Below are 23708 nucleotides of genomic sequence, written 5' to 3'. Positions count from 1 at the left end.
CAAGTGACAGGGCACCATTACTTTAGTTTCTATCTACTTAGTATAATTTAACTCCCAGGAGATACCGTTCTTATCTTTTACAATAGCGTGTTTCGCACCCCAAAATGTATCTTGTAATTCCATTTTTATTTCTCCTTCTTCAGCCAAGAATTCATAGATCTTCGTAATTTCTTCTTCGCTATCAAGGTCTGGTCCAAGTAGCATATTACTTCCGTTAACCAATTGATCACCAAAAATATCAGCAAAATAAATAATGCAATTGTCATTTATATGTAGCTCGGCATGGATGTATTTGCCCTCATGGCCTTTAAACATTTCGATGCCATCTGAAAGCTGTGTGTTTTTGATTTCGCCACCAAAGGCCTTTTGGTAATATTCTACTTCTTCTTTACAATCTTCAATTCTGATATGTGGTACTAACTTTTTCATTATGTTTCCTCCTGATTTTTAGTAGGGTACTAAAGCTTCGACTATATTGAAAGATACTATAAATAGTTTGAATTGGCTAGATAACGGGAATAAGTTTTGTCGATAAGGTGAAAACTTTATACATAAAAATTCGACATAAGAGGTGAAATGGTGAGAAATGTAACAATCGTTTTTTGGTATGGACTCATTGTTTGCGCAGCGGTAGTTACTTGGGGTTCAGTTGCACCAGCTAACTTGAAGGAAATTACTGCAACGGTAACAACATTTATTTCGGTGCATTTTGGATGGTATTATTTAATTATTATCATGATCATGCTTGTTTTTTGTATTTATTTAACTTTTTCCAAGTTTGGTAAGGTAAAGCTGGGTAAGGATGGGGACAAACCCGAATTTAGCCTGATTTCTTGGTTTGCCATGCTGTTTAGCGCAGGAATGGGGATGGGATTGGTTTTTTGGACGACAGCGGAACCTATTTCTCATGCGTTTAAAAGTACACCTGGGGCTGATCCGGGATCTGATGAGGCAATTAAAGAAGCGCTTCAGTATTCATTTTTCCATTGGGGTGTACATGCATGGGCAGTATACGGTATTGTCGCGCTTGTACTGGCGTACTTTAAATTCCACCGCGGGGCACCAGGTCTGATAAGTGCTACCCTCGTTCCGTTGTTTGGTGAAAAAGCAATGCAAGGTTTTGCAGGTAAAATGATCGATACGCTGGCTGTTGTTGCCACAGTTGTAGGAGTGGCTGCTACGCTTGGCTTTGGATCAGCTCAAATAAATGGTGGTTTATCATTTCTTTTTGGCATTCCAAATACTTATGGGGTTTTACTAATTATCCTTGTGGTAGCAACCGCACTATTCATTGGTTCTGCATGGTCAGGAATTGGTCGCGGCATCAAGTACTTGAGTAACATTAATATGGGGTTAGCCTTTGTATTACTACTTATCTTGTTTATCGTAGGACCAACGTTATACATTTTGAATATGTTTACCAGCACACTTGGTGGTTATGTTTCCAACTTTTTTGATATGAGTTTTCATTTAGCGCCACTTGATGGGGATAATCGTTCCTGGATAAATAGCTGGACGATATTTTACTGGGCATGGTGGATTTCATGGGCTCCGTTTGTTGGTATATTTATAGCGAGAATTTCAAAAGGACGTACGGTTAAGGAATTTATGCTTGGTGTGTTAATTGTACCTTCCTTAGTTTGTTTTATTTTCTTCGCAGTCTTCGGAGTGTCAGCATTGAACCTTGAACAAAATGGCATTGCAAAGATATCAGAGTTATCATTGGAAACATCGACGTTTGGGGTCTTGCAAGAGTACCCACTTGGAACATTGATGTCGATCATAACTATATTTGTAGTAGCTATCTTTTTTATTACTTCTGCTGACTCAGCAACATTTGTACTTGGGATGTTAAGTACAGCTGGACACATAAACCCTTCAAATTCAGTGAAAATTGTGTGGGGTTTAGCGCAATCCGCAATGGCAGCAATTGTAGTGTATTTCGGTGGTACTCAGGGGCTACAAAACGTCCTAATTATTGCCGCCTTACCTTTTTCAATCGTTATAATGCTGATGGGCGCCTCTTTCTATAAGGCTGTAAAACAAGAGGATCGGGATAGAGCCAAATAGAACAGTATAGAAATCTTGATACGAATAACATGTTTTTTTACGGGGGAAAATAAGTTACAATTAAAGTATGAATAAACTGTTAGACTTATCTTGTATCAATGGTGAAAACTGTAAAGAGGTGCAACTATGAATATTAACTTCGAAAAAGATAATGAAATAGGTATTTTGAAAATATATGGTACGAAACAAAACAGTATTTCATCGATTACGTATGATTCGCGGAAAGTTGTCGAGGGATCTGCTTTTGTTTGTATTGCGGGTGAAAATGATGATGGGCATTGTTTCATGAAAGATGCCGTCAAACAAGGTGCAACGGTTATCCTTGGCGATAATGAAAAGGCGTTAAGAGATGTCAGTCAGCAGTATCCAGATTGTTCATTTCTATATGTCGATAATGTACGAGTTGCTGTTGCAAAACTAGTCGCAGTTTTTCATGACTTTCGATACAAGAATCTATTTACAGTAGGTGTTACAGGTACAAATGGAAAAACGACAGTAGCAGCTTATGTTAGGTCATTATTAAATAACTTAGGATTGCCAACTGGATCTATAGGTACGACTGGTATATGGACCTCAAAAAGTAAACTGGATTTCATGCAAAGTACTCCAACTACTCCTGAGGCATCAGATATTCATGATATTTTCGATCATTTATATGCATGTGGTGATAAGGCAGTTGCGATGGAAGTATCGTCGATTGCAATTGAACAAAAGCGAGTGGAGGGCATTCTGTTTGATGTAGGCATACATACAAATTTGTCTCCAGAACATATCGAATACCATAGGAACTTTGAAAACTACAAAAGGGCAAAACTGAAGTTGTTTAATCAAGTGAAAACTGCAGTAGTAAATGTAGACGATCCTGAAATGGCTACGGAGATTCTCGATACATTTAAAGGGAACATTTTCACATATAGCTTGTCAAATGAATCGAATGCAGATGTAGTAGCAACAAATATAAAGGTAACTGAAAATGGTTCACTAATTGATTTGCATGTAAGGGGAGAAATATTTAAAGTGCGCACGCCCGTCTTTGGTGGCTATAATGTAGCAAATCTTATGGCAGCTGTATGTGTAGCGCTTGAAGCAGACTTTTCTATAGAAAATATTGTACAAGCCTTATCACACATTGAAAATCCTGAGGGAAGATTTGAGCTCATTCAGGATGGTACTGTTGGAAGAAAAATTATTCTTGATTATGCTCATACCCCTGTAGCGCTTCGAAGTTTGCTATCAGAAGTACACAAATTAGAATACAATCGCCTAATTGTGATGATCGCTGGAATAGGGATCCGTGATTTTGATAAGATGCCAAAGATGGCAAGTGTTGTGGACGGTGAAGCTGATTCTATTGTTGTAACGGTTGACCATCCAGGATACAATGATCCAAGTAAAGTTGTTGACCGGGTCCTTGATGGTTTTACTAATCGACTAGCTGAAAATATTCACCCAACATTAACACGCGAAGATGGTGTGAAAAAAGCACTATCTTTAGGTCATGACGGTGATATTATTGTGTTAACCAGTGGATGTATTAATGGAGCACAAATCATACAAGGGGAAAAGGTCCCGCATTCTGATGCAGCGATTATAGAGGAATATTTTAATGGAATTCAGTTTAGTGAAGGTCATGAATTAAAAGAAGGAATCTAAAAAGAGCCAGAAACCGATTAAGTGTAATTGGTTTCTGACTCTTTTTTAGTATTTCTAATCTTCTTCGGTCTTCATAAACGTAAGGATAAAGAAAAAGACAAAGCTTAAAAGCATAATTGATCCACCAACTATGAAAAATACATTGGTAACTGTTTCATTTAAATCGAATGGTCTTACATAGTACAACCACATACCTGATGTTAATCCGATAGCACCGATGATTGCTGACCATACGTGAAATGTTGATAAAACTTTATTCGCTGGTCTATACACCTTATAAAAAACAGACCATGCGAATAAGGATAGCCAGCCGACAACTAGAATATGCGCATGTACAGTTTTGAATTCATACCCACCTGAGCCTGCCATATGAGATCCAAGGAATGCCCCTACAAGCGCGAATGCAGCTGAGAACCTCAATAAAATCTTACTATATTTATTCAACAGTCATCTCTCCTTTTTACAGTGCAAATTGTTTTGTCCCACCATTATAACAGTAATATAACCGCTTTATGTGAACTGAATATGAACAGCATGTAACAAAAAAATTGAAAAAATAGTATTGACACCCTCATGTATTAACCGTATAATACACCTATAATATGTATGAACCACCTAGTACACACACTAAAAACAAAAGATCCACATCTAAGAATGTATAGGAGTTGTTTAGATGAATGTGAATTTTAATAACCGGGATCCAGTATATCTACAGGTTGTTCGATCCTTTAAAGAACAAATTGCGATAGGTCAACTCGCACCTGGAGAAGAGATTCCATCAAGAAGAGAATTAGCAAATCAAATTAAAATTAATCCAAATACCGCGCAGCGAGCGTACAAAGAAATGGAGGAACAGGGTTTGATCCACACGGAGCGAAACCATCCAAGTAAAATTACAAGTGACGCAAAAATCCTTGGGAAGGTACGGGAGGAATTGTTGGAACAAGCCGTTGACGACTTTGTAGCATCCGTACAATCCATCAATGTTCCAATCGAAGAACTGCTTCGATTAGTGGAGAAAAGCTATACAACAGTTGGTAAGAATAGGGGGCTTATGAATGATTGAGGTAAAAGATATCACCAAGAAATTTGGAAGAAAAAAAGTGCTTAGGGGTGTTTCCTTCACAGCTGAAAAAGGCGAAATAACGTGTTTAATAGGAATAAATGGGGTTGGAAAAACAACCATTTTAAACGCAATTATGGCACTTACACCGATTAATAAAGGACAGATTTTATTGAATGGTGAAGCAATTACCGAAAAATCCTTCGAAAGAATCACTTTCATACCGGATGCAATCACGATGTTACCAAACATGAGGATTTCTGAAGCGATGGAGTTCATGAATGACTTTTATACATGCTGGAATCAAAAGCGTGCATTAGAGTTACTTGGTTTTTTTAAATTAAGTAAAAGCGACAAAATTTCTTCTTTATCAAAAGGGAACACAGCAAAAGTTAATCTATTGCTTGGTTTAGCAATGGATGTCGATTACATATTAATGGACGAACCGTTTTCTGGTATTGATATGTTTAGTCGCGAACAAATAGCTAATGTATTCACTAGTCATTTAATTGAAGATCGCGGTGTTATTATCACAACACATGAAATAAATGATATTGAACATTTAATTGATAAAGTCGTTTTAATAGATGAAGGGGTCGTTATAAAGGAATTTAATGCCGAGGAAGCAAGGGAAAGCGAAGGAAAATCTGTTGTGGATGTAATGAGAGAGGTGTATCAAGCATGAAAAGCTATTTGAAGCTTTTAAATTTTGAATTCAATCGGTTTTGGAAAGTATTCGCTGTACTATTAGGGATTACGTTTGTTGCACAGATTGCTGCAGTAATTATAAAGTCAAAAAGTTATCTGAGCAGGGCAAATGAAAGAATTTATGGAGCTGTGGATCCCATGTCAAAAGCAGAGTTCCTGACAACAGTTGGACCGATGAGTTTCGCAGATGTTGTAGGGGGTCCCTTGTTTTTTGGCCCAATCGCTCTATGCATTGCAGCCATCGCATTTTATATTTTCTTTATTTGGTACCGGGATTGGATGGGGAAAAATACATTTATTTATCGGCTGTTAATGCTTCCAACTACTAGATTGAATGTGTTTTTTGCCAAAATAACGACTGTCTTGGTAAGTGCGTTAGGATTTGTGGCGTTCCAACTAATAATCCTGCCAATTGAAGCAACTATCCTTAAATGGATGGTGCCAAAAGGATTTAGAGTGGATATGGGTGTACAGGAAATTGTTAACAGTATGCATGAACTATTAATTATTATCCCGAATACCTTTATTCAATTTATCCTGTATTACGGAACAGGGTTTATGGCAGTTGCTATTTTGTTTACTGCCATTTTATTCGAACGAAGTTTTCGTTGGAAGGGAATTATCATTGGGGCGATATACAGTGCTGTGGCCGTAGTTATTTTTCTTTCTCCTATATTAGTACAAGAGTTATTACGGTTTTATTATTTGTATCCGGTTGAACTCCTCATATTTGAGTGTGTCATGGGATTAATAGTGATTGCGTGCTCCATTTGGGTGAGTGGATTTTTGTTGAAGAAAAAGATAACGGTATAAGGAGGGAACATTACGTGAAAAAGTATTGGAAAATTATTGTGATAGCTACTGTTATTGTGCTTGGAATAGGAGTTTATTACGTTGATTCTGCTATCTCAGCGACGCAATATCCTGAATTTGTAATTGAAAAACAGAGTGGCGATGAAAGTGAAATAGAATCAATCGTTATCGATGGGTATTATAATGGAAGCACCATTCAGAATGCAAGTTTCCAATTAACGGAAAATGGAATGGAGTACGATAGTGAAGCATCATTTTTTGAACAAATTATGCAATCCTCTGATTCAATGATAGAACAGCTGCAACAGGATCACAGTGACTTCATGAGAGGGAAGAGTGGCAACATTAATGCGTTTTACGAGGATAAGCAAACCCTGGTTTATGCAGACGTGAACTACAAAACAAGTGCACTTGAACCAGTAGATTTTACGTTTGAAGTTTCCCTGTTAGACAAGAAAAGTGAGGAGAAAACTTCTTACAATCTTGCCGTTCCTAATAGTTCCAATATGAGTTATATGGTTGTTGAGGACGTACAACTCATTGATAACAAGCTAAAGTTAATCACACAAAGCGATGTTGGAAAAAACGAAGGGTATCATAATGAGACTCACATGTATATAATTAATATGCAGAAGCAGAAAATAGTGAATCACGAAACATTGTTTTCAGTGCCAGAACAACAAAAAGACTCGCATTATAGAGTAAATCTGGTTCAGGAAACGAATCCGAAACAAGCGCATGATCATATTGTATTTTCAAAGACAATAAGTAAAGTAATAGAGCGTCAGCCTGACATGTATGCAACAGAAGAAGTTGCTCAGGAGCTCATTATATTTAATTTAAAAACGAAAGAAATAGAAAATATTGAACTCACAAAGGAACTAGAAAACAAAGAAATCCTTGTTTTTGACGGGTCAACCATTTATTTTACGGAGGCGGCAGCTGAGGATGTTGTTATAACTTCGTACAGTATGGCGGATAAAAAGATGGTGAACGAAACCACGTTAAATCTGACCAAGTCACAATTTCAAGAAGGTCCAATGCTAGCTGTAAATAATGAAAAAGTATATGCAGTAACACGTATTAGGAATGAGAATACAGAGGCTGAAATAGTAGTTGCTGACTTAAAATCTGGTGAGACACTTTATAAAGGTGAAATAACAAGGGAGGATCCTTCAGAACAAATAGGTAAATTTGAACTTTTTTTACACGAGATGGAGTTCAAGTAATGGAAAAGAGCATGCTTTTGAAATTAATCAAAAGCATGCTCTTTTATTCATGTGATGAACTTCAGTCACCGAACTTAATATACCTCATAATTCTGACCAGTTTGGGCGCCATAAACACTTTTCTTAAAGGCTAATGCGACTCGATTAGCGGGTACAGCTTGAAATCCAGGGAAGTAGTCACGGAGTCTATCCCAAGATTCTTGGACGGCATTAGGGCTAACGCTATTTATTCGAATTCCCCTTGGCATCTCAATTGCAGCTGACTTAACGAAAGCTTTAACTCCACCGTTTGCCATTGCAGCAGATGCTCCTTGTAGTATCGGGTCATCCATCATGATACCAGTAGTCAATGTAAAACAGCCATTATCGTTAACATGGTCTAACCCTAACAGTACTAAATTTACTTGGCCTTTAAGTTTACTAAGGATTCCCTTCTCATTTTTCTCTGGAGTCAGCTCTGTTAAAGGACTGAAAGCAGCGCCACCTGCTGCATTAACGACCGCATCAACTTTGCCAATTTGTTCGTACATGTTTTTTATGCTATCTGGTGACGTAATATCAACTGATATATCTGCGCCGTTCCTGCCAGCGAGAATAATATCATGATCATGCTCAAGTTCTTTTGTAACTTCTTTTCCAATAGTGCCACTCGCACCGATGACAAGTATTTTCATGGTAAACAACCTCTTTTCTACATAATCTTATCTTGATTTTTCTCATAAACAGCGTATATTTTAGCAATAGGATAGATCAATTAATTTTTATACCTGTAAATAAATCTATGTAATTAAATGAAATTTATGTTTAAAAGAGGAAGTTCAAAAAGGAGGGGTAACGAGTGATAACTTCAGAACGATTGACATTAAGGGAAATGAATGTGAGCGATGCAGAATACCTCATGGAAATATTTATGGATCCAATAGCGATGACGCATTATCCATCCACAAAAAATAAAAATGAAACATTAGAATGGATTAATTGGACACTCGGTAACTATCGGGACTATGGTGTTGGGTTATGGATTGTGGAGGATAAGCAGACGGCTGAATTTTTAGGTCAATGTGGGATAGTGCCACAGAAGTTTGAAGACGGCGTAACAATGGAAATTGGTTATCTCCTCAAGCGAATTGTATGGGGAAATGGATATGCTACTGAAGCTGCTTTAGCATGTAAAAAATACGGTTTTGAGGAAAAGGGGTATTCGAAATTAATCTCTTTAATTGATTTGAAGAACCAAGCATCTATTAATGTGGCTGAACGAATTGGAATGGAACGTGAAGATACAATTCATAGGTGGGGGAAGAAAATTTATATGTATTCGTGCTTCGGTAATAAGTTTAAAAATAAGGAGAATGTAAATTAATGAAAAAATCAGTAGATATCATGTGGAAAAGCTATTTACAAACTGTACCTGAATCAGAACGTGAAGAGAAAACATATACCTCCTGGGCTTTTGGGAGTGATGCAGATATGGCAAAAGAACTAGCTGAACTAGTGAGGACTGGTGAGAAAACAGCTACATGTTCCTTACATATGTGGTACGAAATAGAGCAGGAAGTCTTACCTTTCAAAGGGGAAATAAACATTATTACGGATTGGGATGGAGAAGCGGAAGCAGTTACGGAAACAATTGATGTGCAGATTCTTCCGTTTAATGAAGTCAGTACTGAATTTGCCGCAAAAGAAGGCGAAGGAGACAAATCCTATGATTATTGGCGACGGGTCCATGTAGAATTTTTTACAAATGAATTGAAGGAACTGAAAAAGGAATTTGATGAAAACATGTTAGTGGTTTGTGAGGAGTTTAGAGTAGTATATAAAAAGTAACGGAGTTCAATTGCACAAATGAAACGAAGAACAGGACTAAAATAGTGAAAAACACTTGAGTGTAGCAAGGCCGCTGAAAAAGTGGTGGATTTTAAAAATTTAACTTTTTCAGCGGCCTCGATCTATGAAGATGAAAGCTTTTTATTATAGTTTTTGGCCATAGTATTTATCCAATGAAAACCCGCGTCCGAGTATCTCTGATGCATTAATGAATACGACAAACGAGGTGGGTTCTTCTTTTTGAAGAAGCTTTTTCAAATGAACTGCTTCAGATTGGTCGGTGACGCACAATAGCATGGTTTTATTTTCCTTTGAATACCCACCAATTGTACGGATCTTCGTTATACTTCGGTCAATTTCATTATTTATAAGTGATTGAATTTGTTCTTCTTTTTCGGTAATGATGAGGATAAGTTTTGTTGATGATGTACGCAACTGAACCCTATCAATTACTTTACTTGTTACATAAATACACATTAGCGCAAATAAAGTTAGCTCTAGATTAAATACGATAATGGATGAGACAACAACTAATCCATCTACAATCAATTGGGAATACCCACTTGATAAACCGGTGAATTTTTTAACGATTTGAGCGATTGCTGCTGTTCCACCTGTTGAACCGTTACCTTTGTACACCGTTCCAAGTCCAATACCAAGCACAATCCCACCATATAATGCGCCTAAAAGAGGGTTCGTAATGGTATAAGGTATATCGGCACTTAACCATATAATAAACGGTACCCAGAAAGTCCCCAGTAACGTTTTACCTCCAAAGTCATTACCGAGAATCAGCCATCCGATAATAAAAACAGGGATATTGATCAAAAATTGTGTGAATGCAGGATTTAGTCCATATAATTCAAAAAGGATGGTACTAACTCCTGATATTCCACCTGCAGCAAGTTTAGCTGGTAATAAAAACATATTATAAGCAAGTGCTACAAGCGTTGCACCTACAATTATTAGTACATACTCTTTCAAAATTCGATTTGCTTTTGATTGATTTTTCATTACTAGGTTGTCCTTTCTTTTCGCGAGCGTTTACACATATTTATTAAGTGTAAGTTTGTTTGAGTAAGCTGTCAATTTAAACAAAAATACAAAAACCCCACCTTTGTTGGTATGCTCAAAAAATTTATTTAATCGTTGGATACGTAAGATATGGATTTTTCAAATGAAAAAGAGGATTTATCGTTTGTGATATCGAAATAAAACTAATAGATAGTAAGTTAAATGGGGTGTTTAAATGAATCCGATAATTAATCAAATAGGAACTGTTTTTATACCAGTGAAGGAAATTGAAAAGGCGAGAGATTGGTATTGTGATATTTTGGGGCTTCCTGTAACAGAGGAAATTTTGTTTGATCATTTATATGTTTTGCCAATGCAAGGAACTGGGGTTGTGTTAGACAGTAAAATTTATCATCCGGAACGAATCTATCAAAGCCCTCCATTCCATTTCAATACTTCCGACATTGAAGAGGCGTATCAATTCATGAAGGATAAGGGAGTAAAGGTGGTGACGAAGACTGAGCATGATCAATGGTTCAATATTAAGGATTTGGATGGTAATGTATTGATGATTTGTGAATGTTAAAAAATGAAGCTCCCAATTAATTGGGGAGCTTTTGATGTTGTGATTCATCTAAAAAGTAAAATCTACTTGCTTCTTTTCATTTTCTTCGTATTCTTTCATATACTTAATCCTGCGCTGTGCTGATGTTTGACTAACTTGTTCATCGGCATGGTAGGAAGATCTGACAAGTGGTCCAGACTCACAATGCTGGAACCCTTTCTCGAGCGCGATTTCTTTGAGCTCCGCAAATTCATCTGGATGATAGTATTTTTCAACATTTAGATGCTTTTTAGTTGGTTGTAAATATTGGCCAATCGTCATTATATCCACATTATGTGCTAAAAGGTCGTCCATCGCTTGAATAATTTCTTCTTTTGTTTCACCTAGCCCTAACATGATACTAGATTTAGTTGGTGTTTTCGGTGCGATTTCTTTCACCCGTTTTAATAGTTGTAGAGATCGGTCATACATCGCACGAGCACGTACTTTTTTAGTCAATCGTCTTACCGTTTCGATATTATGGTTAAAAATATCTGGTTCACTATCCATTAATGTGTGAAGGCTCTCATAATCACCTTTCATATCGGATGGTAATATTTCAATTGTGCAAGCAGGATTTGCGCGGCGAATAGCACGCACCGTCTCCGCAAAAACAGCAGCACCACCGTCCTCTAAGTCATCTCGAGCAACTGCGGTTACGACTGCATGCTTTAATCCCATAATAGCAACTGATTCTGCGACGCGTTCGGGTTCACCCCAGTCAAGCTCATTAGGTAGTCCAGTTTTTACAGCACAGAAACGACAGCCTCTGGTACATGTGTCACCTAAAATCATAAATGTAGCGGTTTTTCGCTCACTCCAGCACTCATGAATATTTGGACACCGTGCCTCTTCACAAACGGTATTTAAATTCTTTTCCCTCATCAATTTTTTCAATTTATTATACGATTTGTTCGTATTAATTTTTGTTTTAAGCCATTCTGGTTTACGTATGTATTCCTCTTGTTTTGCCACCTGTCACACACTCCTCTGATGATATAAGTTCCATTCTTCCACGGCATACTTTGTTTTTGCTAAATCATGAACTTCTTGCCATTGACTATCGGAAAGCTGAAGTGGTATAAAATCCATGTTCAGCTCGGATTGAAACCCTTTGTGAAATGCTTTTTTCAAATCATCGTATGTATGTTGCTTCTTGGTGATCTCATTTATAGTAATTGCTTTTTCAGAAAAAGAATTGCGCTTTTTTCCTCTTAGTTTTTCACTTGGAAACTTGAATAAATCAAACAACATTTCCTTATTTATGCTCATTGGAATAGAGCCATGTTGCAGAAGAACGCCTTGTTTTCGTGTTTGTGCATTTCCTGAAACTTTTTTGCCATCAACAACCATTTCATAAAAGGCAGGTTTTTCAAAACAGACATCTGTTCTTTCCTGTCTTTTCTCTGGAATGGCGTAATCAGCCTGAATGCCTAACTGTTTGTATCCTTCTAATATACCTTTTGATAAAACAAAGTAAGCAGCGCGGATAGAGGAGGGAATATATTCCTTCTTTTCTGAAACAACGATGCTATAGGTTAACTCGTCATCGTGTAAGACTGCACTACCCCCAGTTAGGCGACGTACGAATTCACAGCCATGTTTTTGTACGTTCTCAAAATCAATAGCCCTTTCTGCTTTTTGAAAATGACCAACAGAAAGACTAGGCTTTGACCAGCCATAAAACCGTAATGTAGGAGGGATCTTTCCTTCACTATGCCAATTAAGCAATGCTTCATCAAGCGCCATATTAACCGAAGCACTATTATAGCCAGTATCAATAAAACCCCAAGGTTCATTCACATGTTACACCTCCATGTTGAAGGGCAGTTAATGGAACCCACCCAAAGTTTGTTAAAAATAAGCGTCTATTTTTTTATTCTATCCAACTAAAAGAAACTGCATCCTTGGTGGGGAGCAGTTCGTTTGTGTAGTTACTATTGAAAAAATATACACTTCGACTACACTTTCCCACGCTAGTATTATCTAGTTCGAGTAAGAGGGTCAGAACAAAGTAAGTTCTTCTCAGCTAGTTAACATGCTCCCCTAGTGACATTTCATTATTATGCAGTTCTTCTATTTCTATCTTACCCGAGTTAACGAGTTAATGTAAAGACTTACACTTTAAAAAGAACCTAACCTAGTTCCTCTAAACGTCTTAAAAGACACCACACCTACATACTGTTTTAGAAACTCCTATATCCCTATCCAAATTATCTTATTTTGGTACTTTGTTCCTGTGAAAGTTGATAGCGTGGTTCTTTGTAACCGTTTTCATGAAAGTTGGAAATAACTCTATGAAACTATTATTTTGTCTGTTAGGGTTTAGCTATACGGGCCCGTGTGTATCTAATATAAGTGCGCAAATCAACTAGTATAAGAGGAAAAGGTGATGTAATTTGAAAAAGGGAAATCTAAAGAAAGCGATGACTGGAACAGCCTTGGCGTTAAGTTTGAGTTTAACTGGGTTTGCAGGTGCTGCTGGGGCTGCCGAGACTAGCGAAAAGGCTCTTCAGGAAATGAAGTCGATGACAAAGTCGAATTTTGATGTAGTTTGGAATAAGGACAAAAATGCGCCAACATTTGTTTCAGGAACGTTATCTGGAGAACCTGTAAAAGGTGTCGGGGAAGTAAAGCAATATTTAAACGATAAAAGGGAGCTTTACAAGTTAGACCCAGCTGCTGATCTTTCATTTGTTGAGAAATCGACAGACGATCTTGGCATGACGCATTATGAGTTTGTTCAATCCGTTGATGGCGTTCCGGTCTACGGTGCAAGGTTTACAGTTCATACGAATGAAAGAGACATCGTTACTGCTGTTACGGGTGAGGTTCACCCTGAGGCTGCTAAAGAAATAGACAGTAATATGAAAGCGGACTTGCCTGAAAATGCTGCAATTGAACATGCATGGAAATCGATTGGGTTGACTAAAAAAGAAACTAAAGCAATGAAGAAAGACAAGAAAGTATTAAAAGAAGCTAGTAAACTATCAAATTCAATCGTGAAAAACACGGCAGAAAAAGCAGAACTAGTGGTTTATTCGCAGGAAGGTACTAGTAAACTAGCTTATCATGTTGAACTTCAATTCATTTACCCTGAACCAGGGAATTGGCAGATTTTCATTGATGCAAAAGATGGTTCAGTGGTTGACTCGTACAACGCAGTAACGGATGCAGGCGCAGCAAATGGTTACGGATACGGGGTGCTTGGTGATTATAAAGAACTGGATACCTATTTATCAAACGGAACTTATTTTTTATATAATGTAACCAATCCAATGAAAGGTGTCATTGAAACGTTTACGGCGAACAATGGGACAAGCTTACCTGGCTATCGTTCAGCTGACAGCAATAATGCCTATACCGCAAATTCTCAAGGGGCAGACGTAGATGCTCATGCTTATGCAGATCAAGTGTATGACTACTTTTATGATACTTTCGGGCGCAATAGCTTTGATGGAAACGGGTCTACCATAAGATCAACGGTACACTATGGTTCCAACTACAACAACGCATTCTGGAATGGACAACAAATGGTTTATGGTGATGGTGACGGATCTACATTCGCACCACTTTCAGGAGCACTTGATATCGTGGCCCATGAGTTAACTCATGCGGTCACCGATTATTCAGCAGATCTTGTTTACCAGGATCAACCTGGTGCATTAAACGAGTCTATGTCAGACGTATTTTCCGTGTTTGTTGAAGGAGAGGACTACCTACTTGGAGAAGATGTGTACACACCTGGAAGATCAGGCGATGCACTAAGAAGTCTTTCCAACCCACCAGCTTACGGGCAGCCTGGTCATATGAGGGATTACGTTTATACGAATTCCGACAATGGCGGTGTTCACACGAACAGTGGAATACCGAATAAGGCTGGGTACAACACAATTAACAGTATAGGTGTATCTAAAGCACAAAAAATCTATTATCGTGCACTTACCGTTTACTTAGGACCATACAGCAATTTTAGCGACACACGTGCAGCATTGCTTCAATCTACAGCTGACTACTATGGTTATGGTTCAGAATACAATGCTGTGGAGGATGCTTGGAATAATGTAGGGGTATACTAGGAAAAATGTTTAAGTTAAGTGAAATAATGTCGGCAAAATGTCGGCATTATTTTCACTATATAGATTTGCTCAACCGTTAAAATGAGCCAAAAGGAGATGTGCTAATGCCCTTTATCCGACTGTCGTTATTTTTAATCCTTATAATGGTATTAGCTGCTTGCAACCAACAAGAGCAGAATAACGAAGCCAGTGACAAATCTAACGAGAACCAGGGAAACATAAACGAGAATGGTGATTCCTCTGTCAGTAGTGGAGGCATTGTTGCAGGTGAATTGGAAGCGACACTTCAGGTTGAAAGAGACCACGCGATTTTTAAGATAAAAAATCAAACAGAACAGGTAAAGGAACTAATTTTAACAGGTAAAACATCGTATGAATACGTCATCACCAATGAAGATGGGGAGACAATCTTCCAAAAGGCACAAAGTAAAGCCCAGTACGAACAGAAGCATCCGATCACATTAAAACAAGCGGAAGAGGTCGAATTTAAACTGCAGATACCAAAAAAATTGCAGCAGGGTACGTATTCCTTAACAGCTATATTGCATACTGAACCCGTGTTGAAAGCAAAAACGACATTTACGATTGAAAAAAATTAAAAGCCAGTGTGCTGCATTTTATTTGCAGGCTGGCTTTATTTTTTTTGATACATAAAAAATCTTTTGCGTTATACTAATAGAAACATTAATTTTGGGAGGCCTATTATGATTACGTATCCATTGTTACAAAAGTGTGGAACAGTAGGAGTTACCGCACCGTCGTCAGGTGTGGAACTTGAGTTGCATGATATGTTTAAACAAGCGGTCAGTCGAAGCGAGGAAAGAGGATATCCGGTAATCTGCGGGGAAACCGTGTGGACACAAGATAGGGCAAAATCAGCTCCCGCTGAAACACGAGCAAAAGAATTTAATCGCATGATGCAAGACAATAGTGTAGACGTTATTATCCCTCCATGGGGCGGGGAGCTTCTCATCGAAATAATTGATATGCTAGATTTTGAGTCTTTTAAGAATAAGTGGATTCTTGGCTATTCAGATACAAGTGTTTTACTGCTTGCCACTACATTGAAAACTGGAATGGCGACAGCACATGGAACTAATTTTGTAGATCTACGTGGCGAATATTCAGATACGACAACCGTAATGTGGGAGGAAGTTTTGGCCACGAAAGAAGGAGAGTCGGTCATCCAATATTCATCAGATAAATTTCAAGAAAAGTGGGATCATGAGCATCCATCTCCTGAAGTATTTCATTTAACCGAGAAAACTACGTTGAAAACTTTATCAGACGAAAACGTAACACTAAAAGGTAGATTGCTAGGAGGATGTATTGATGTTATTAGTCATTTGATTGGAACCCCTTATGGTAATATCGATGAGTACCAGAAAGAATTTATCCATAATGAGCCTATTTTATGGTATTTCGAAAACTGTAATTTAGCGACAACTAACTTACGGAGAACGCTTGTCCAAATGAGGTTAGCGGGCTGGTTTGATAATTGTTCTGGTATCATGTTCGGTAGAAGTAGTGCCAATGATACGGTAGAGAACTATGATATAAAAGATGTATATAATGATTTAGAACAAGACTTAAAGGTACCAATTATATATGACATTGATTGTGGTCACGTCCCACCACAAATGACGCTTATTAATGGTGCCTATGCTGAAGTCGAAGTGAAAGATGGAAAAGGCAAAATAGAACAGTGGTTTAACTAAAGAAACTGTCTTCAAAAAGCACGGAATGACAGGATAGCAGATTACTGGAATGCTAAAGTTGGATTAGATGAGCTTGAAAAGGATTGCGGGTCAATCGGGGTAATTGGTGCCTGTATGGAGTTTGATGCTATGCAGGAGAAACTAACCTATTTCATTTGTGCTGAAAAAACAGACATGATATCCCCTCAGATTGGGAAGAAAAGAAGATTCCAGCATCCACATGGGCTGTGTTCGAATCGGTTGGAGCAATGCCTGACGCAATTCCAAAAACATGGGATCGGATATTTTCCGAATGGTTCCCATCAACAGGCTATGAGCATGCTGATGGACCTGAGCTAGAAGTATATTCAACGAAAGGTGATACTAGCTCTGAAGATTATCGCTGTGAAGTTTGGATTCCGATTGTGAAGAAATAATGCTTAATAGAAAAAAGCACACGCTGTGATGATGAATTCACATTACAACGTGTGCTTTTTTAAACAAAGAAGTCAATTGATATAACGGTTCTATTATCCTACTACAAGCTATTCTTTATCAACTCGCTAATTTCATTCGTTTTCCCTTCATGGAATAAATCTACAATCTTACTACCGACAATAACACCATCACAATTTCCACCTAATTCTTTTGCCTGGTCTGAATTTGAAACACCGAATCCAGCCAAAACAGGAATCTCAGATACTTTTTTTAAGCCCTGTAAAAAGCCCTTCACAGTGTCACTGTGCGATGCCTTAGCTCCGGTTGTTCCTGTAACGGATACTGCGTATAAAAATCCTTCTGAGCGCTTTGCTATTTCGGCAAGTCGTTCTTCACCACTAGTTAATGCAGCTAGTCTTACAAAGGCAATAGACTTTTCTGTTAAAAATCCACCAATTAATGCTTCTTCTTCAAGCGGTAAATCCGGTATGATCACGCCATCAACTCCAGCTTCCGCGCAGTCATTTGCAAATCGCTCAACCCCGTAAGTATAAATCGGATTAAAATAGGTCATCAAAATAATAGGAATACCTCTATTTTCTTTGTTATTCGCTAGAGTTTCAAGAACTCCTGCTAAATTCGTTCCGTTAGCAAGCGCTCGTAAGCCAGCATTCTGAATAGTCGGTCCATCTGCTACAGGATCTGAAAATGGAATGCCTAGTTCGACAGCGCTAGCACCACAAGATTGTAGGAAATCAATTCGATCATTTAAGTTTTCGAGTCCACCATCACCAGCCATAATATAGGGGACAAATAGTTTTTGATTGTTAGCAAGTTTTTCTTGAAAAGCCTGATCGATATACGATTTACTCATTGTCATTTCCCTCCAATGCTTCTTTAACCTGATCTACATCTTTGTCCCCACGACCAGATAAACAAATTACTAATGATTGGTCCTCATTCATTGATTTAGCATGTTTCATAGCAAACGCGACCGCATGTGCGCTTTCTAATGCTGGAATAATACCTTCTTTTTTTGATAATACCTGAAAGGCCTCTAACGCTTCTTGATCTGTTATGGACGTGTACGTAACACGAGACGTTTCGTGTAAATGACTATGCTCTGGACCTACACCAGGGTAATCAAGTCCTGCTGAGATCGAATGAGCTTCCTCAATTTGCCCGTGATCATCCTGCAGTAAATGTGACATGGTTCCATGCAAGACACCAATTTTTCCAGCTGTTAAGGTTGCAGCATGTTTGTTGGTTTCGATACCTGAACCACCAGCTTCCACGCCGTATAATGCAACCGATTCATCTTGAATAAATGGATAAAACATACCCATCGCATTACTACCGCCACCAACGCAGGCAATAACAGCGTCTGGTAGTTTGCTAGTTTGATCGAGTATTTGTTTCTTGGTTTCGTCACCAATAACTGATTGAAGATCCCGAACAATTTTTGGGAATGGATGTGGTCCTACAACAGATCCTAAAATATAATGCGTGTCATCAACATGACTGACCCAGTAACGCAATGCTTCATTTACCGCATCTTTTAGTGTTCCGCTTCCCTGTGAGACACTTTCAACTCGGGCACCTAAGAGCTCCATCCGGAAAACGTTTAGCTTCTGTCTGCGGATATCCTCTTCGCCCATGAACACGACACACTCTAATCCTAAAAGCGCGCAAACCGTAGCTGTGGCAACACCGTGCTGGCCAGCTCCTGTTTCGGCAACCACTTTTTTCTTGCCCATGCGAAGCGTCAACAAGGCTTGCCCAACTGTATTATTTATTTTGTGGGCACCAGTATGATTTAAATCTTCTCTTTTCAAAAATATCTTTGGTCCGCCAAGCATTTTGGTTAAGTTTTCAGCGTAGTAAATAGGGGTTTCCCGTCCGACATAGTCTTTTAGATAGTAGTTCACTTCTTCTATAAAACTAGGATCCTGCATTGCGTCCTCATATGCCTTCTCAAGTTCAATTAGTGCAGGCATCAATAGTTCTGGAACAAATCTTCCTCCAAAGCTACCGTAACGTCCAGTTTTATCAGGCATTGAATAGGTCGCCATTTTTAATCATCCTTTCGCTTTTACAATAAAATTTTTGATTTTGCTAAGGTCTTTACTACCGTTTGTTTCTATACCACTTGAAACATCGACACCAATTGGCTCCGTCAGGCTGATAGCTTGTTGAACATTTTCAGGTGTAAGCCCACCAGCTAAAATTAATTTATTCGTATCCAAATTTAATTCCTTTAAAATGGCCCAATCAAACATTGTGCCATTGCCGCCACGATTGCTACCAAAGGGACTGTCAATTAAATAGTAGTCACACGGATAGTCTTTTATTTGGGCAAAACTATCTGGTGTTGCTGGAAATGCTTTGATAATAGAATAGGGCAGTTGCTCAGCAAAATCCGCTGGTTCATCTCCATGAAGTTGGATGTAATCTAATCCTACTTTTTCCGCAATGGATGTGATTGATTCCGCCGTTTCGTTTACAAAAACTCCTACCTTCTTAACAGATTGGGGTATTGTTTTAGCAATTTCCGCGGCCTGGTCGGCTGTCATGTATCGCTTGCTAGGGGCAAAAACAAAGCCGATAAAATCTGCCCCTGTCTGGACTGCCGTATCCGCCGCTTCCTTCGTCATAATTCCGCACGTTTTAACGAGCATTAGAATTCACTCCTTTTGATGGAAGAGGTACTTGTAGATCAAGAAATGTTGCAGCTAAGTCATCTGACCTCATTAGTGTCTCCCCGACAAGAATGCCCTTTGCTCCTGCTTGTGCAGCACGCTCTACATCCGCACGGGATCTAATGCCACTTTCACTAATAAGTGTAGTGGAAGATTCTCTGATCATTGGTGCTAGCTTTTCGGTCACATTTAAATCAACTTCAAACGTTTTTAAATTACGATTATTGACCCCGATCAAGTTAGCCCCTAAATTAATTGCCACTTCCATTTCAGCTTCATTGTGGACCTCGCAAAGCACTTCTAAATCATGCTGTTTTGCATAATGGTATAGCTCACGTAGCTTGCTTTCTGATAAGGCAGCAACAATTAGTAAAATAATAGTCGCCCCGGCATTTTTCGCCTGATCAATCTGAATCGTGTCGATCATAAAGTCCTTACAAAGAAGGGGAAGGTCAACTGCCTCCCGAACTGCTCGTAAATCTTCCATAGAGCCATTGAAAAAGGTTTTATCTGTTAGTACTGAAATCGCACTAGCTCCGAACTTTTCATATTGTTTGGCCCGCGATACTGGATCCACAGCCATATCAATTGCTCCTTTTGATGGAGAGGAGCGCTTTATTTCCGAGATAATATGCATCGAGTCACTACCTGGAAAAATTGACTCAACTTTTTTAAGAGAATCACTAAAACGTTCAAACCCATTAGCCTTAAGCTGCTCCACTTCCATTTTCTTTTGCGCAATAATCTTATCTAAAATGGTCATCTTATATCACCTCACTTGGAATTTGCTTGCTGTATTCCATTAATCGCTGAAGTTTTTCATAAGCAGCACCTGAGGAAATGCTTTCTCTTGCCAATTCAATACCTTTTTCTATGGTAGTTGCTTTACCGTTTGCAAAAAGGCCAAGTCCTGCATTTAATACCGCCGTATCAAGGTAAGCTCCAGGCTTTCCTTGTAAAACATTCTGTAAAATAACGGCATTTTCTTTCGCATCTCCGCCACGTATTTGTTCATTAGTATAAACGGGTAAATCAAGCTCTTCCGGGTGAAGGGTAAAAGCTGATGTTTGCCCATTATCGAGCAATACCAAATGGTTATCTCCGGCAAGTGAGGCTTCATCCATGTAACCTGCGCCATTTACCACTAATGCACGTCTTCGTCCAAGCTTTTTCAAGGATTCAGCCATCATCGCTAGCATGTCACGACGATAAATGCCGAGTAGCTGTGAATCTAGTTCAACTGGATTTGTTAGGGGCCCAATTAGATTAAGTATAGTTGGTAGACCTAATTCCTTTCGAACCTTCATAAAACGTTTCAGATTAGGATGGATATGTGGTGCATATAAAAAGGCTATTCCATTTTTTTGTAAAATTTCTTCCGTTTGTTCAGGTTGAAACGATAGGGATATACCTAAATGTTCCAATACATCTGCACTCCCAGTTTTGCTGGAGATGCTCCTGTTCCCATGCTTTGCAATCGTAACACCTGCACCAGCAATTATAAAAGCCGCTGTTGTGCTAATGTTAAAGCTGTGTGATTGATCGCCACCAGTGCCGCAATTATCCATCACATGAGATAGGGAGGTAGGAACGGATTGTGATTCGGATCGGATAACATCAACAATTCCAGCAACCTCATCCGCTGTTTCCCCCTTTGCTCGTAATGCCGTCAGTAGGGAAGCGATTTCTGTATCCGTAATGTTTGGTGTGAAGCAATGCTCTGTTGCCTGCTTCATTTCTTCTATAGTTAAGTTTTCTTGATTCATTAATTTTTCAAGATGTTGTTTCATAGTGAAGCTCCTTTCCGATCTCCTTTAAAAAGTTTTGAATAACATTTTTACCAGATAACGTCCCAATTGATTCCGGGTGAAATTGTAATCCATATACTGGATAATGAAAATGTTTGATCCCCATAATTTCATTGTCATCCATGGATGTAGCAACAACTTCTAATTCATCTGATAATGTTTTTTGGTCCACGACTAGCGAGTGATAACGCATCACTTCTAGTGGTTGTGTTAAATAACTAAATAATCCTGAACCATTATGTGTAATCAGAGATGTTTTACCATGTTTGATTACATTTGCTTGTTTTATTTTACTGCCTAATGCAGCAGCAATTATTTGATGGCCTAAACATATCCCGAGAATAGGCACCTTTTGGTAAAAATCCTGAACAATCGCCATGCAATTTCCTGCTGTTTCTGGTGTCCCAGGTCCTGGGGATATGATAATTGCTTCAGGATTTAATTCTTCAACAGCTTTACTCGTTATTTGGTCGTTCCGATATATCTGTACATCTACATTTTCACTTGAAAAATAATGATAAACGTTATAGGTAAATGAATCATAATTATCGATTAGAAGAATCATGGTTGTTCACCTCCATTAGTGATTTCGCCTTGTGTAGTGTTTCTTTATATTCATTTTCTGGTATAGAATCATAAACAATACCGGCACCAGCTTGTAGGTATGCTTTGTTTTCTTTAATAACGAGCGAGCGGATAGCCAGTGCCATATTTACATCGTGGTTAAAGTTTATATAGCCAATCCCACCACCATAGACACCTCGTTTACTTTCTTCTAAGTCATTAATAATCTGCATGGCACGTATTTTTGGTGCGCCTGAAACCGTTCCTGCAGGTAAACATGCAATTAATGCATCAATGCTTGAATAGTTAGCATTTAACCTTCCATGCACCTCAGATACGATGTGCATCACATGTTGGTACTTTTCCACATTCATATAAGTCGGAATAGTGATACTGTCAATTTCAGAAACACGGCCAATGTCATTTCGGCTTAAATCGACTAGCATACGGTGCTCAGCTATTTCTTTCGCGTCCCCAAGGAGATCTTTTGTTAATTCTTCATCTTCCACATCTGTCTTGCCCCTTGGACGTGTTCCAGCAATTGGATTTGTGACAATATGCCGCCCGGTTGTTTGGACTAAGCTTTCCGGTGAAGCACCTAAAACCTGATACGTTTCAAAGTTGATATAAAACATATATGGTGATGGGTTAGCTTTTCTAAGTTTTCGGTAAAAAGAAAAGGGATCACCATGGATGGAAGCTTTCATCCGTTGTGACAACACAATCTGAAATGCGTCACCTTGCTGGATGTGTTTTTTAGCAATCGTTACGTTCTCCATAAATTGCCGCTTATTCATCTCAGGTTTAAATACCATATTTTCATCATTAGTTGTATTCGTATTTGTAGTCGAAGTTAATGCTTTTTTCAAATCTTCTATTCGTTCATCCAATATATTTTCAGGTTGTTGATCAGGATTCATAGCAATTAAATAAGCAGATTCATTCCGATGGTCAAAAGCAATAACACTTTTATATAACATAAGGTGTACATCTGGCATGTCGAGATTATCCTGTAAATACTCGCCGATCTGTTCGTAAGAGCGAATGGAGTCATATCCAATATACCCAATCGCACCACCAACAAATGGAATCGGTATGTCAATTTCTAGTTTCGGTAGTATCTCCTTTAAAACCGATAAGGGAGGGGACTCTGTTATATTGTTGCTTCCTTTTTCATGATCCAAAATAGTTGTACGATTACTTTTACCTATAATTTCTTGGTAAGGATCAGCACCAATAAATGAAAACTTTCCTTTTTTCTCATGTGGAAAAGAGCTTTCTAACAGAAATTTCTTCCTTCCTTTAAGGTTTGAATAGATTCCGATAGGTGTTAGCGTATCGGCATTTTGTTTGATAAATTTATAGGGCAGTGTTTTGGTTTGCATTTATGATCTCCTCCTGGAAATAAAAAAGTCCCCTATAAACACAGATAAATTGTGTTT

At 38.4% G+C, this 23708-nt stretch carries 26 protein-coding genes and 1 riboswitch; of the genes, 13 read left to right on the top strand and 13 right to left on the bottom strand.

All coding sequences use genetic code 11. The features are described 5' to 3' along the window. Positions 1-33 precede the first annotated feature (33 nt). The gene (locus tag CFK40_RS20650) at positions 34-429 is read right to left on the bottom strand and encodes a VOC family protein (RefSeq protein WP_089534234.1); all 396 of its coding nucleotides are present in this window, start codon (positions 427-429) and stop codon (positions 34-36) included. Positions 430-579: 150 nt separating this feature from the next. On the opposite strand from CFK40_RS20650, the gene CFK40_RS20645 reads away from it, so the two are divergent. Together CFK40_RS20645 and CFK40_RS20640 are read left to right on the top strand one after the other, a co-directional pair. Further along, complete coding sequence (locus CFK40_RS20645) at positions 580-2070, top strand: BCCT family transporter (RefSeq protein WP_089534233.1); 1491 nt, start codon at positions 580-582, stop codon at positions 2068-2070. A gap of 126 nt (positions 2071-2196) precedes the next feature. Continuing rightward, positions 2197-3723 (top strand): UDP-N-acetylmuramoyl-L-alanyl-D-glutamate--2,6-diaminopimelate ligase, encoded by a 1527-nt coding sequence (locus CFK40_RS20640; RefSeq protein WP_089534232.1) that lies wholly within the window; start codon positions 2197-2199, stop codon positions 3721-3723. Between the two features lie 54 nt (positions 3724-3777). Here CFK40_RS20640 and CFK40_RS20635 read toward each other — a convergent pair whose 3' ends face one another. Continuing rightward, on the bottom strand, positions 3778-4167 hold the full coding sequence (locus tag CFK40_RS20635; protein WP_089534231.1) for a hypothetical protein: 390 nt from the start codon (positions 4165-4167) through the stop codon (positions 3778-3780). 229 nt (positions 4168-4396) lie between these two features. On the opposite strand from CFK40_RS20635, the gene CFK40_RS20630 reads away from it, so the two are divergent. From CFK40_RS20630 to CFK40_RS20615, 4 genes are read left to right on the top strand one after another with little or no spacing between them, the layout of a single operon-like run. Next, on the top strand, positions 4397-4789 hold the full coding sequence (locus tag CFK40_RS20630) for a GntR family transcriptional regulator (protein WP_089534230.1): 393 nt from the start codon (positions 4397-4399) through the stop codon (positions 4787-4789). Next, a complete protein-coding gene (locus CFK40_RS20625; RefSeq protein WP_089534229.1) occupies positions 4782-5471 on the top strand; it encodes an ATP-binding cassette domain-containing protein in 690 nt (229 codons plus the stop codon). Before CFK40_RS20630 ends, CFK40_RS20625 begins: the two co-directional genes overlap by 8 nt. Further along, on the top strand, positions 5468-6307 hold the full coding sequence (locus CFK40_RS20620; protein ID WP_089534228.1) for a hypothetical protein: 840 nt from the start codon (positions 5468-5470) through the stop codon (positions 6305-6307). The genes CFK40_RS20625 and CFK40_RS20620 overlap by 4 nt, the downstream gene beginning before the upstream one ends. Before the next feature lie 14 nt (positions 6308-6321). Beyond that, on the top strand, positions 6322-7536 hold the full coding sequence (locus CFK40_RS20615) for a hypothetical protein (protein ID WP_089534227.1): 1215 nt from the start codon (positions 6322-6324) through the stop codon (positions 7534-7536). A 74-nt stretch (positions 7537-7610) separates the two neighbouring features. Here the strand turns inward: CFK40_RS20615 and CFK40_RS20610 are convergent, their stop codons facing one another. Then, a complete protein-coding gene (locus CFK40_RS20610) occupies positions 7611-8210 on the bottom strand; it encodes a short chain dehydrogenase (protein ID WP_089534226.1) in 600 nt (199 codons plus the stop codon). A 224-nt stretch (positions 8211-8434) separates the two neighbouring features. Here CFK40_RS20610 and CFK40_RS20605 point away from each other — a divergent pair, with 224 nt between their 5' ends. Then, a complete protein-coding gene (locus CFK40_RS20605) occupies positions 8435-8899 on the top strand; it encodes a GNAT family N-acetyltransferase (protein ID WP_405196604.1) in 465 nt (154 codons plus the stop codon). Then, a complete protein-coding gene (locus CFK40_RS20600) occupies positions 8899-9363 on the top strand; it encodes an ASCH domain-containing protein (RefSeq protein ID WP_089534225.1) in 465 nt (154 codons plus the stop codon). Before CFK40_RS20605 ends, CFK40_RS20600 begins: the two co-directional genes overlap by 1 nt. 144 nt (positions 9364-9507) lie before the next feature. Here CFK40_RS20600 and CFK40_RS20595 read toward each other — a convergent pair whose 3' ends face one another. Further along, positions 9508-10377, bottom strand: a complete 870-nt coding sequence (locus tag CFK40_RS20595) for a YitT family protein (protein ID WP_089534224.1) — start codon at positions 10375-10377, stop codon at positions 9508-9510. Positions 10378-10612: 235 nt separating this feature from the next. Between CFK40_RS20595 and CFK40_RS20590 the strand changes: the two genes are divergently transcribed. Further along, positions 10613-10963, top strand: coding sequence for a VOC family protein (locus tag CFK40_RS20590; RefSeq protein ID WP_089534223.1), 351 nt, complete (start codon positions 10613-10615; stop codon positions 10961-10963). Positions 10964-11011: 48 nt separating this feature from the next. Here the strand turns inward: CFK40_RS20590 and lipA are convergent, their stop codons facing one another. Continuing rightward, positions 11012-11956 carry a lipoyl synthase gene (gene lipA / locus CFK40_RS20585; RefSeq protein WP_089534222.1) on the bottom strand — a complete coding sequence of 315 codons (945 nt, stop codon included), beginning with the start codon at positions 11954-11956 and terminating at the stop codon, positions 11012-11014. 3 nt (positions 11957-11959) lie between these two features. Beyond that, positions 11960-12784, bottom strand: a complete 825-nt coding sequence (locus CFK40_RS20580; RefSeq protein ID WP_405196562.1) for a lipoate--protein ligase family protein — start codon at positions 12782-12784, stop codon at positions 11960-11962. A 148-nt stretch (positions 12785-12932) separates the two neighbouring features. Further along, positions 12933-13039, bottom strand: a riboswitch (TPP riboswitch). 368 nt (positions 13040-13407) lie between these two features. Between CFK40_RS20580 and CFK40_RS20575 the strand changes: the two genes are divergently transcribed. From CFK40_RS20575 to CFK40_RS20560, 4 genes are all read left to right on the top strand, one after another. Continuing rightward, positions 13408-15060 (top strand): M4 family metallopeptidase, encoded by a 1653-nt coding sequence (locus CFK40_RS20575; protein WP_089534473.1) that lies wholly within the window; start codon positions 13408-13410, stop codon positions 15058-15060. A 104-nt stretch (positions 15061-15164) separates the two neighbouring features. After that, entirely contained in the window at positions 15165-15659 is a 495-nt protein-coding gene (locus tag CFK40_RS20570) for a BsuPI-related putative proteinase inhibitor (RefSeq protein WP_089534221.1), read from the top strand. A 105-nt stretch (positions 15660-15764) separates the two neighbouring features. Then, positions 15765-16778, top strand: coding sequence for a S66 family peptidase (locus CFK40_RS20565; RefSeq protein ID WP_089534220.1), 1014 nt, complete (start codon positions 15765-15767; stop codon positions 16776-16778). A gap of 227 nt (positions 16779-17005) precedes the next feature. After that, on the top strand, positions 17006-17194 hold the full coding sequence (locus CFK40_RS20560; protein WP_264371382.1) for a GyrI-like domain-containing protein: 189 nt from the start codon (positions 17006-17008) through the stop codon (positions 17192-17194). Positions 17195-17295: 101 nt separating this feature from the next. On the opposite strand, the gene trpA is transcribed toward CFK40_RS20560, so the two are convergent. From trpA to trpE, 7 genes are read right to left on the bottom strand one after another with little or no spacing between them, the layout of a single operon-like run. After that, the gene (gene trpA / locus CFK40_RS20555; RefSeq protein WP_089534218.1) at positions 17296-18069 is read right to left on the bottom strand and encodes a tryptophan synthase subunit alpha; all 774 of its coding nucleotides are present in this window, start codon (positions 18067-18069) and stop codon (positions 17296-17298) included. After that, entirely contained in the window at positions 18062-19267 is a 1206-nt protein-coding gene (gene trpB / locus CFK40_RS20550; protein ID WP_089534217.1) for a tryptophan synthase subunit beta, read from the bottom strand. The genes trpA and trpB overlap by 8 nt, the downstream gene beginning before the upstream one ends. Positions 19268-19273: 6 nt before the next feature. Further along, positions 19274-19873, bottom strand: coding sequence for a phosphoribosylanthranilate isomerase (locus CFK40_RS20545; protein ID WP_089534216.1), 600 nt, complete (start codon positions 19871-19873; stop codon positions 19274-19276). Beyond that, positions 19863-20657 (bottom strand): indole-3-glycerol phosphate synthase TrpC, encoded by a 795-nt coding sequence (trpC, locus tag CFK40_RS20540; protein ID WP_089534215.1) that lies wholly within the window; start codon positions 20655-20657, stop codon positions 19863-19865. Before trpC ends, CFK40_RS20545 begins: the two co-directional genes overlap by 11 nt. 1 nt (position 20658) lies before the next feature. Then, positions 20659-21684 (bottom strand): anthranilate phosphoribosyltransferase, encoded by a 1026-nt coding sequence (gene trpD / locus CFK40_RS20535; RefSeq protein WP_089534214.1) that lies wholly within the window; start codon positions 21682-21684, stop codon positions 20659-20661. Further along, positions 21668-22267 (bottom strand): anthranilate synthase component II, encoded by a 600-nt coding sequence (locus CFK40_RS20530; RefSeq protein ID WP_089534213.1) that lies wholly within the window; start codon positions 22265-22267, stop codon positions 21668-21670. Before CFK40_RS20530 ends, trpD begins: the two co-directional genes overlap by 17 nt. Further along, positions 22248-23651: an anthranilate synthase component I gene (gene trpE, locus CFK40_RS20525; RefSeq protein WP_089534212.1), complete on the bottom strand. Its 1404-nt coding sequence runs from the start codon at positions 23649-23651 to the stop codon at positions 22248-22250. The genes CFK40_RS20530 and trpE overlap by 20 nt, the downstream gene beginning before the upstream one ends. Positions 23652-23708: the final 57 nt, after the last annotated feature.

It is taken from the genome of Virgibacillus necropolis, from assembly GCF_002224365.1.
GTDB classification, from domain to species: domain Bacteria; phylum Bacillota; class Bacilli; order Bacillales; family Amphibacillaceae; genus Virgibacillus_F; species Virgibacillus_F necropolis.
The sequence above is the reverse complement of the archived record's forward strand: the minus strand, read 5'-3'. Positions and strand labels throughout refer to the sequence as shown.

Coding starts and splice junctions, on each gene's coding strand:
- CFK40_RS20650 (WP_089534234.1), bottom strand. CDS start 429: ATGAAAAAGTTAGTACCACATATCAGAATTGAAGATTGTAAAGAAGAA.
- CFK40_RS20640 (WP_089534232.1), top strand. CDS start 2,197: ATGAATATTAACTTCGAAAAAGATAATGAAATAGGTATTTTGAAAATA.
- CFK40_RS20630 (WP_089534230.1), top strand. CDS start 4,397: ATGAATGTGAATTTTAATAACCGGGATCCAGTATATCTACAGGTTGTT.
- CFK40_RS20625 (WP_089534229.1), top strand. CDS start 4,782: ATGATTGAGGTAAAAGATATCACCAAGAAATTTGGAAGAAAAAAAGTG.
- CFK40_RS20620 (WP_089534228.1), top strand. CDS start 5,468: ATGAAAAGCTATTTGAAGCTTTTAAATTTTGAATTCAATCGGTTTTGG.
- CFK40_RS20610 (WP_089534226.1), bottom strand. CDS start 8,210: ATGAAAATACTTGTCATCGGTGCGAGTGGCACTATTGGAAAAGAAGTT.
- CFK40_RS20605 (WP_405196604.1), top strand. CDS start 8,435: ATGGAAATATTTATGGATCCAATAGCGATGACGCATTATCCATCCACA.
- CFK40_RS20600 (WP_089534225.1), top strand. CDS start 8,899: ATGAAAAAATCAGTAGATATCATGTGGAAAAGCTATTTACAAACTGTA.
- CFK40_RS20595 (WP_089534224.1), bottom strand. CDS start 10,377: ATGAAAAATCAATCAAAAGCAAATCGAATTTTGAAAGAGTATGTACTA.
- CFK40_RS20590 (WP_089534223.1), top strand. CDS start 10,613: ATGAATCCGATAATTAATCAAATAGGAACTGTTTTTATACCAGTGAAG.
- CFK40_RS20575 (WP_089534473.1), top strand. CDS start 13,408: ATGACTGGAACAGCCTTGGCGTTAAGTTTGAGTTTAACTGGGTTTGCA.
- CFK40_RS20570 (WP_089534221.1), top strand. CDS start 15,165: ATGCCCTTTATCCGACTGTCGTTATTTTTAATCCTTATAATGGTATTA.
- CFK40_RS20565 (WP_089534220.1), top strand. CDS start 15,765: ATGATTACGTATCCATTGTTACAAAAGTGTGGAACAGTAGGAGTTACC.
- trpA (WP_089534218.1), bottom strand. CDS start 18,069: ATGAGTAAATCGTATATCGATCAGGCTTTTCAAGAAAAACTTGCTAAC.
- trpB (WP_089534217.1), bottom strand. CDS start 19,267: ATGGCGACCTATTCAATGCCTGATAAAACTGGACGTTACGGTAGCTTT.
- CFK40_RS20545 (WP_089534216.1), bottom strand. CDS start 19,873: ATGCTCGTTAAAACGTGCGGAATTATGACGAAGGAAGCGGCGGATACG.
- trpC (WP_089534215.1), bottom strand. CDS start 20,657: ATGACCATTTTAGATAAGATTATTGCGCAAAAGAAAATGGAAGTGGAG.
- trpD (WP_089534214.1), bottom strand. CDS start 21,684: ATGAAACAACATCTTGAAAAATTAATGAATCAAGAAAACTTAACTATA.
- CFK40_RS20530 (WP_089534213.1), bottom strand. CDS start 22,267: ATGATTCTTCTAATCGATAATTATGATTCATTTACCTATAACGTTTAT.
- trpE (WP_089534212.1), bottom strand. CDS start 23,651: ATGCAAACCAAAACACTGCCCTATAAATTTATCAAACAAAATGCCGAT.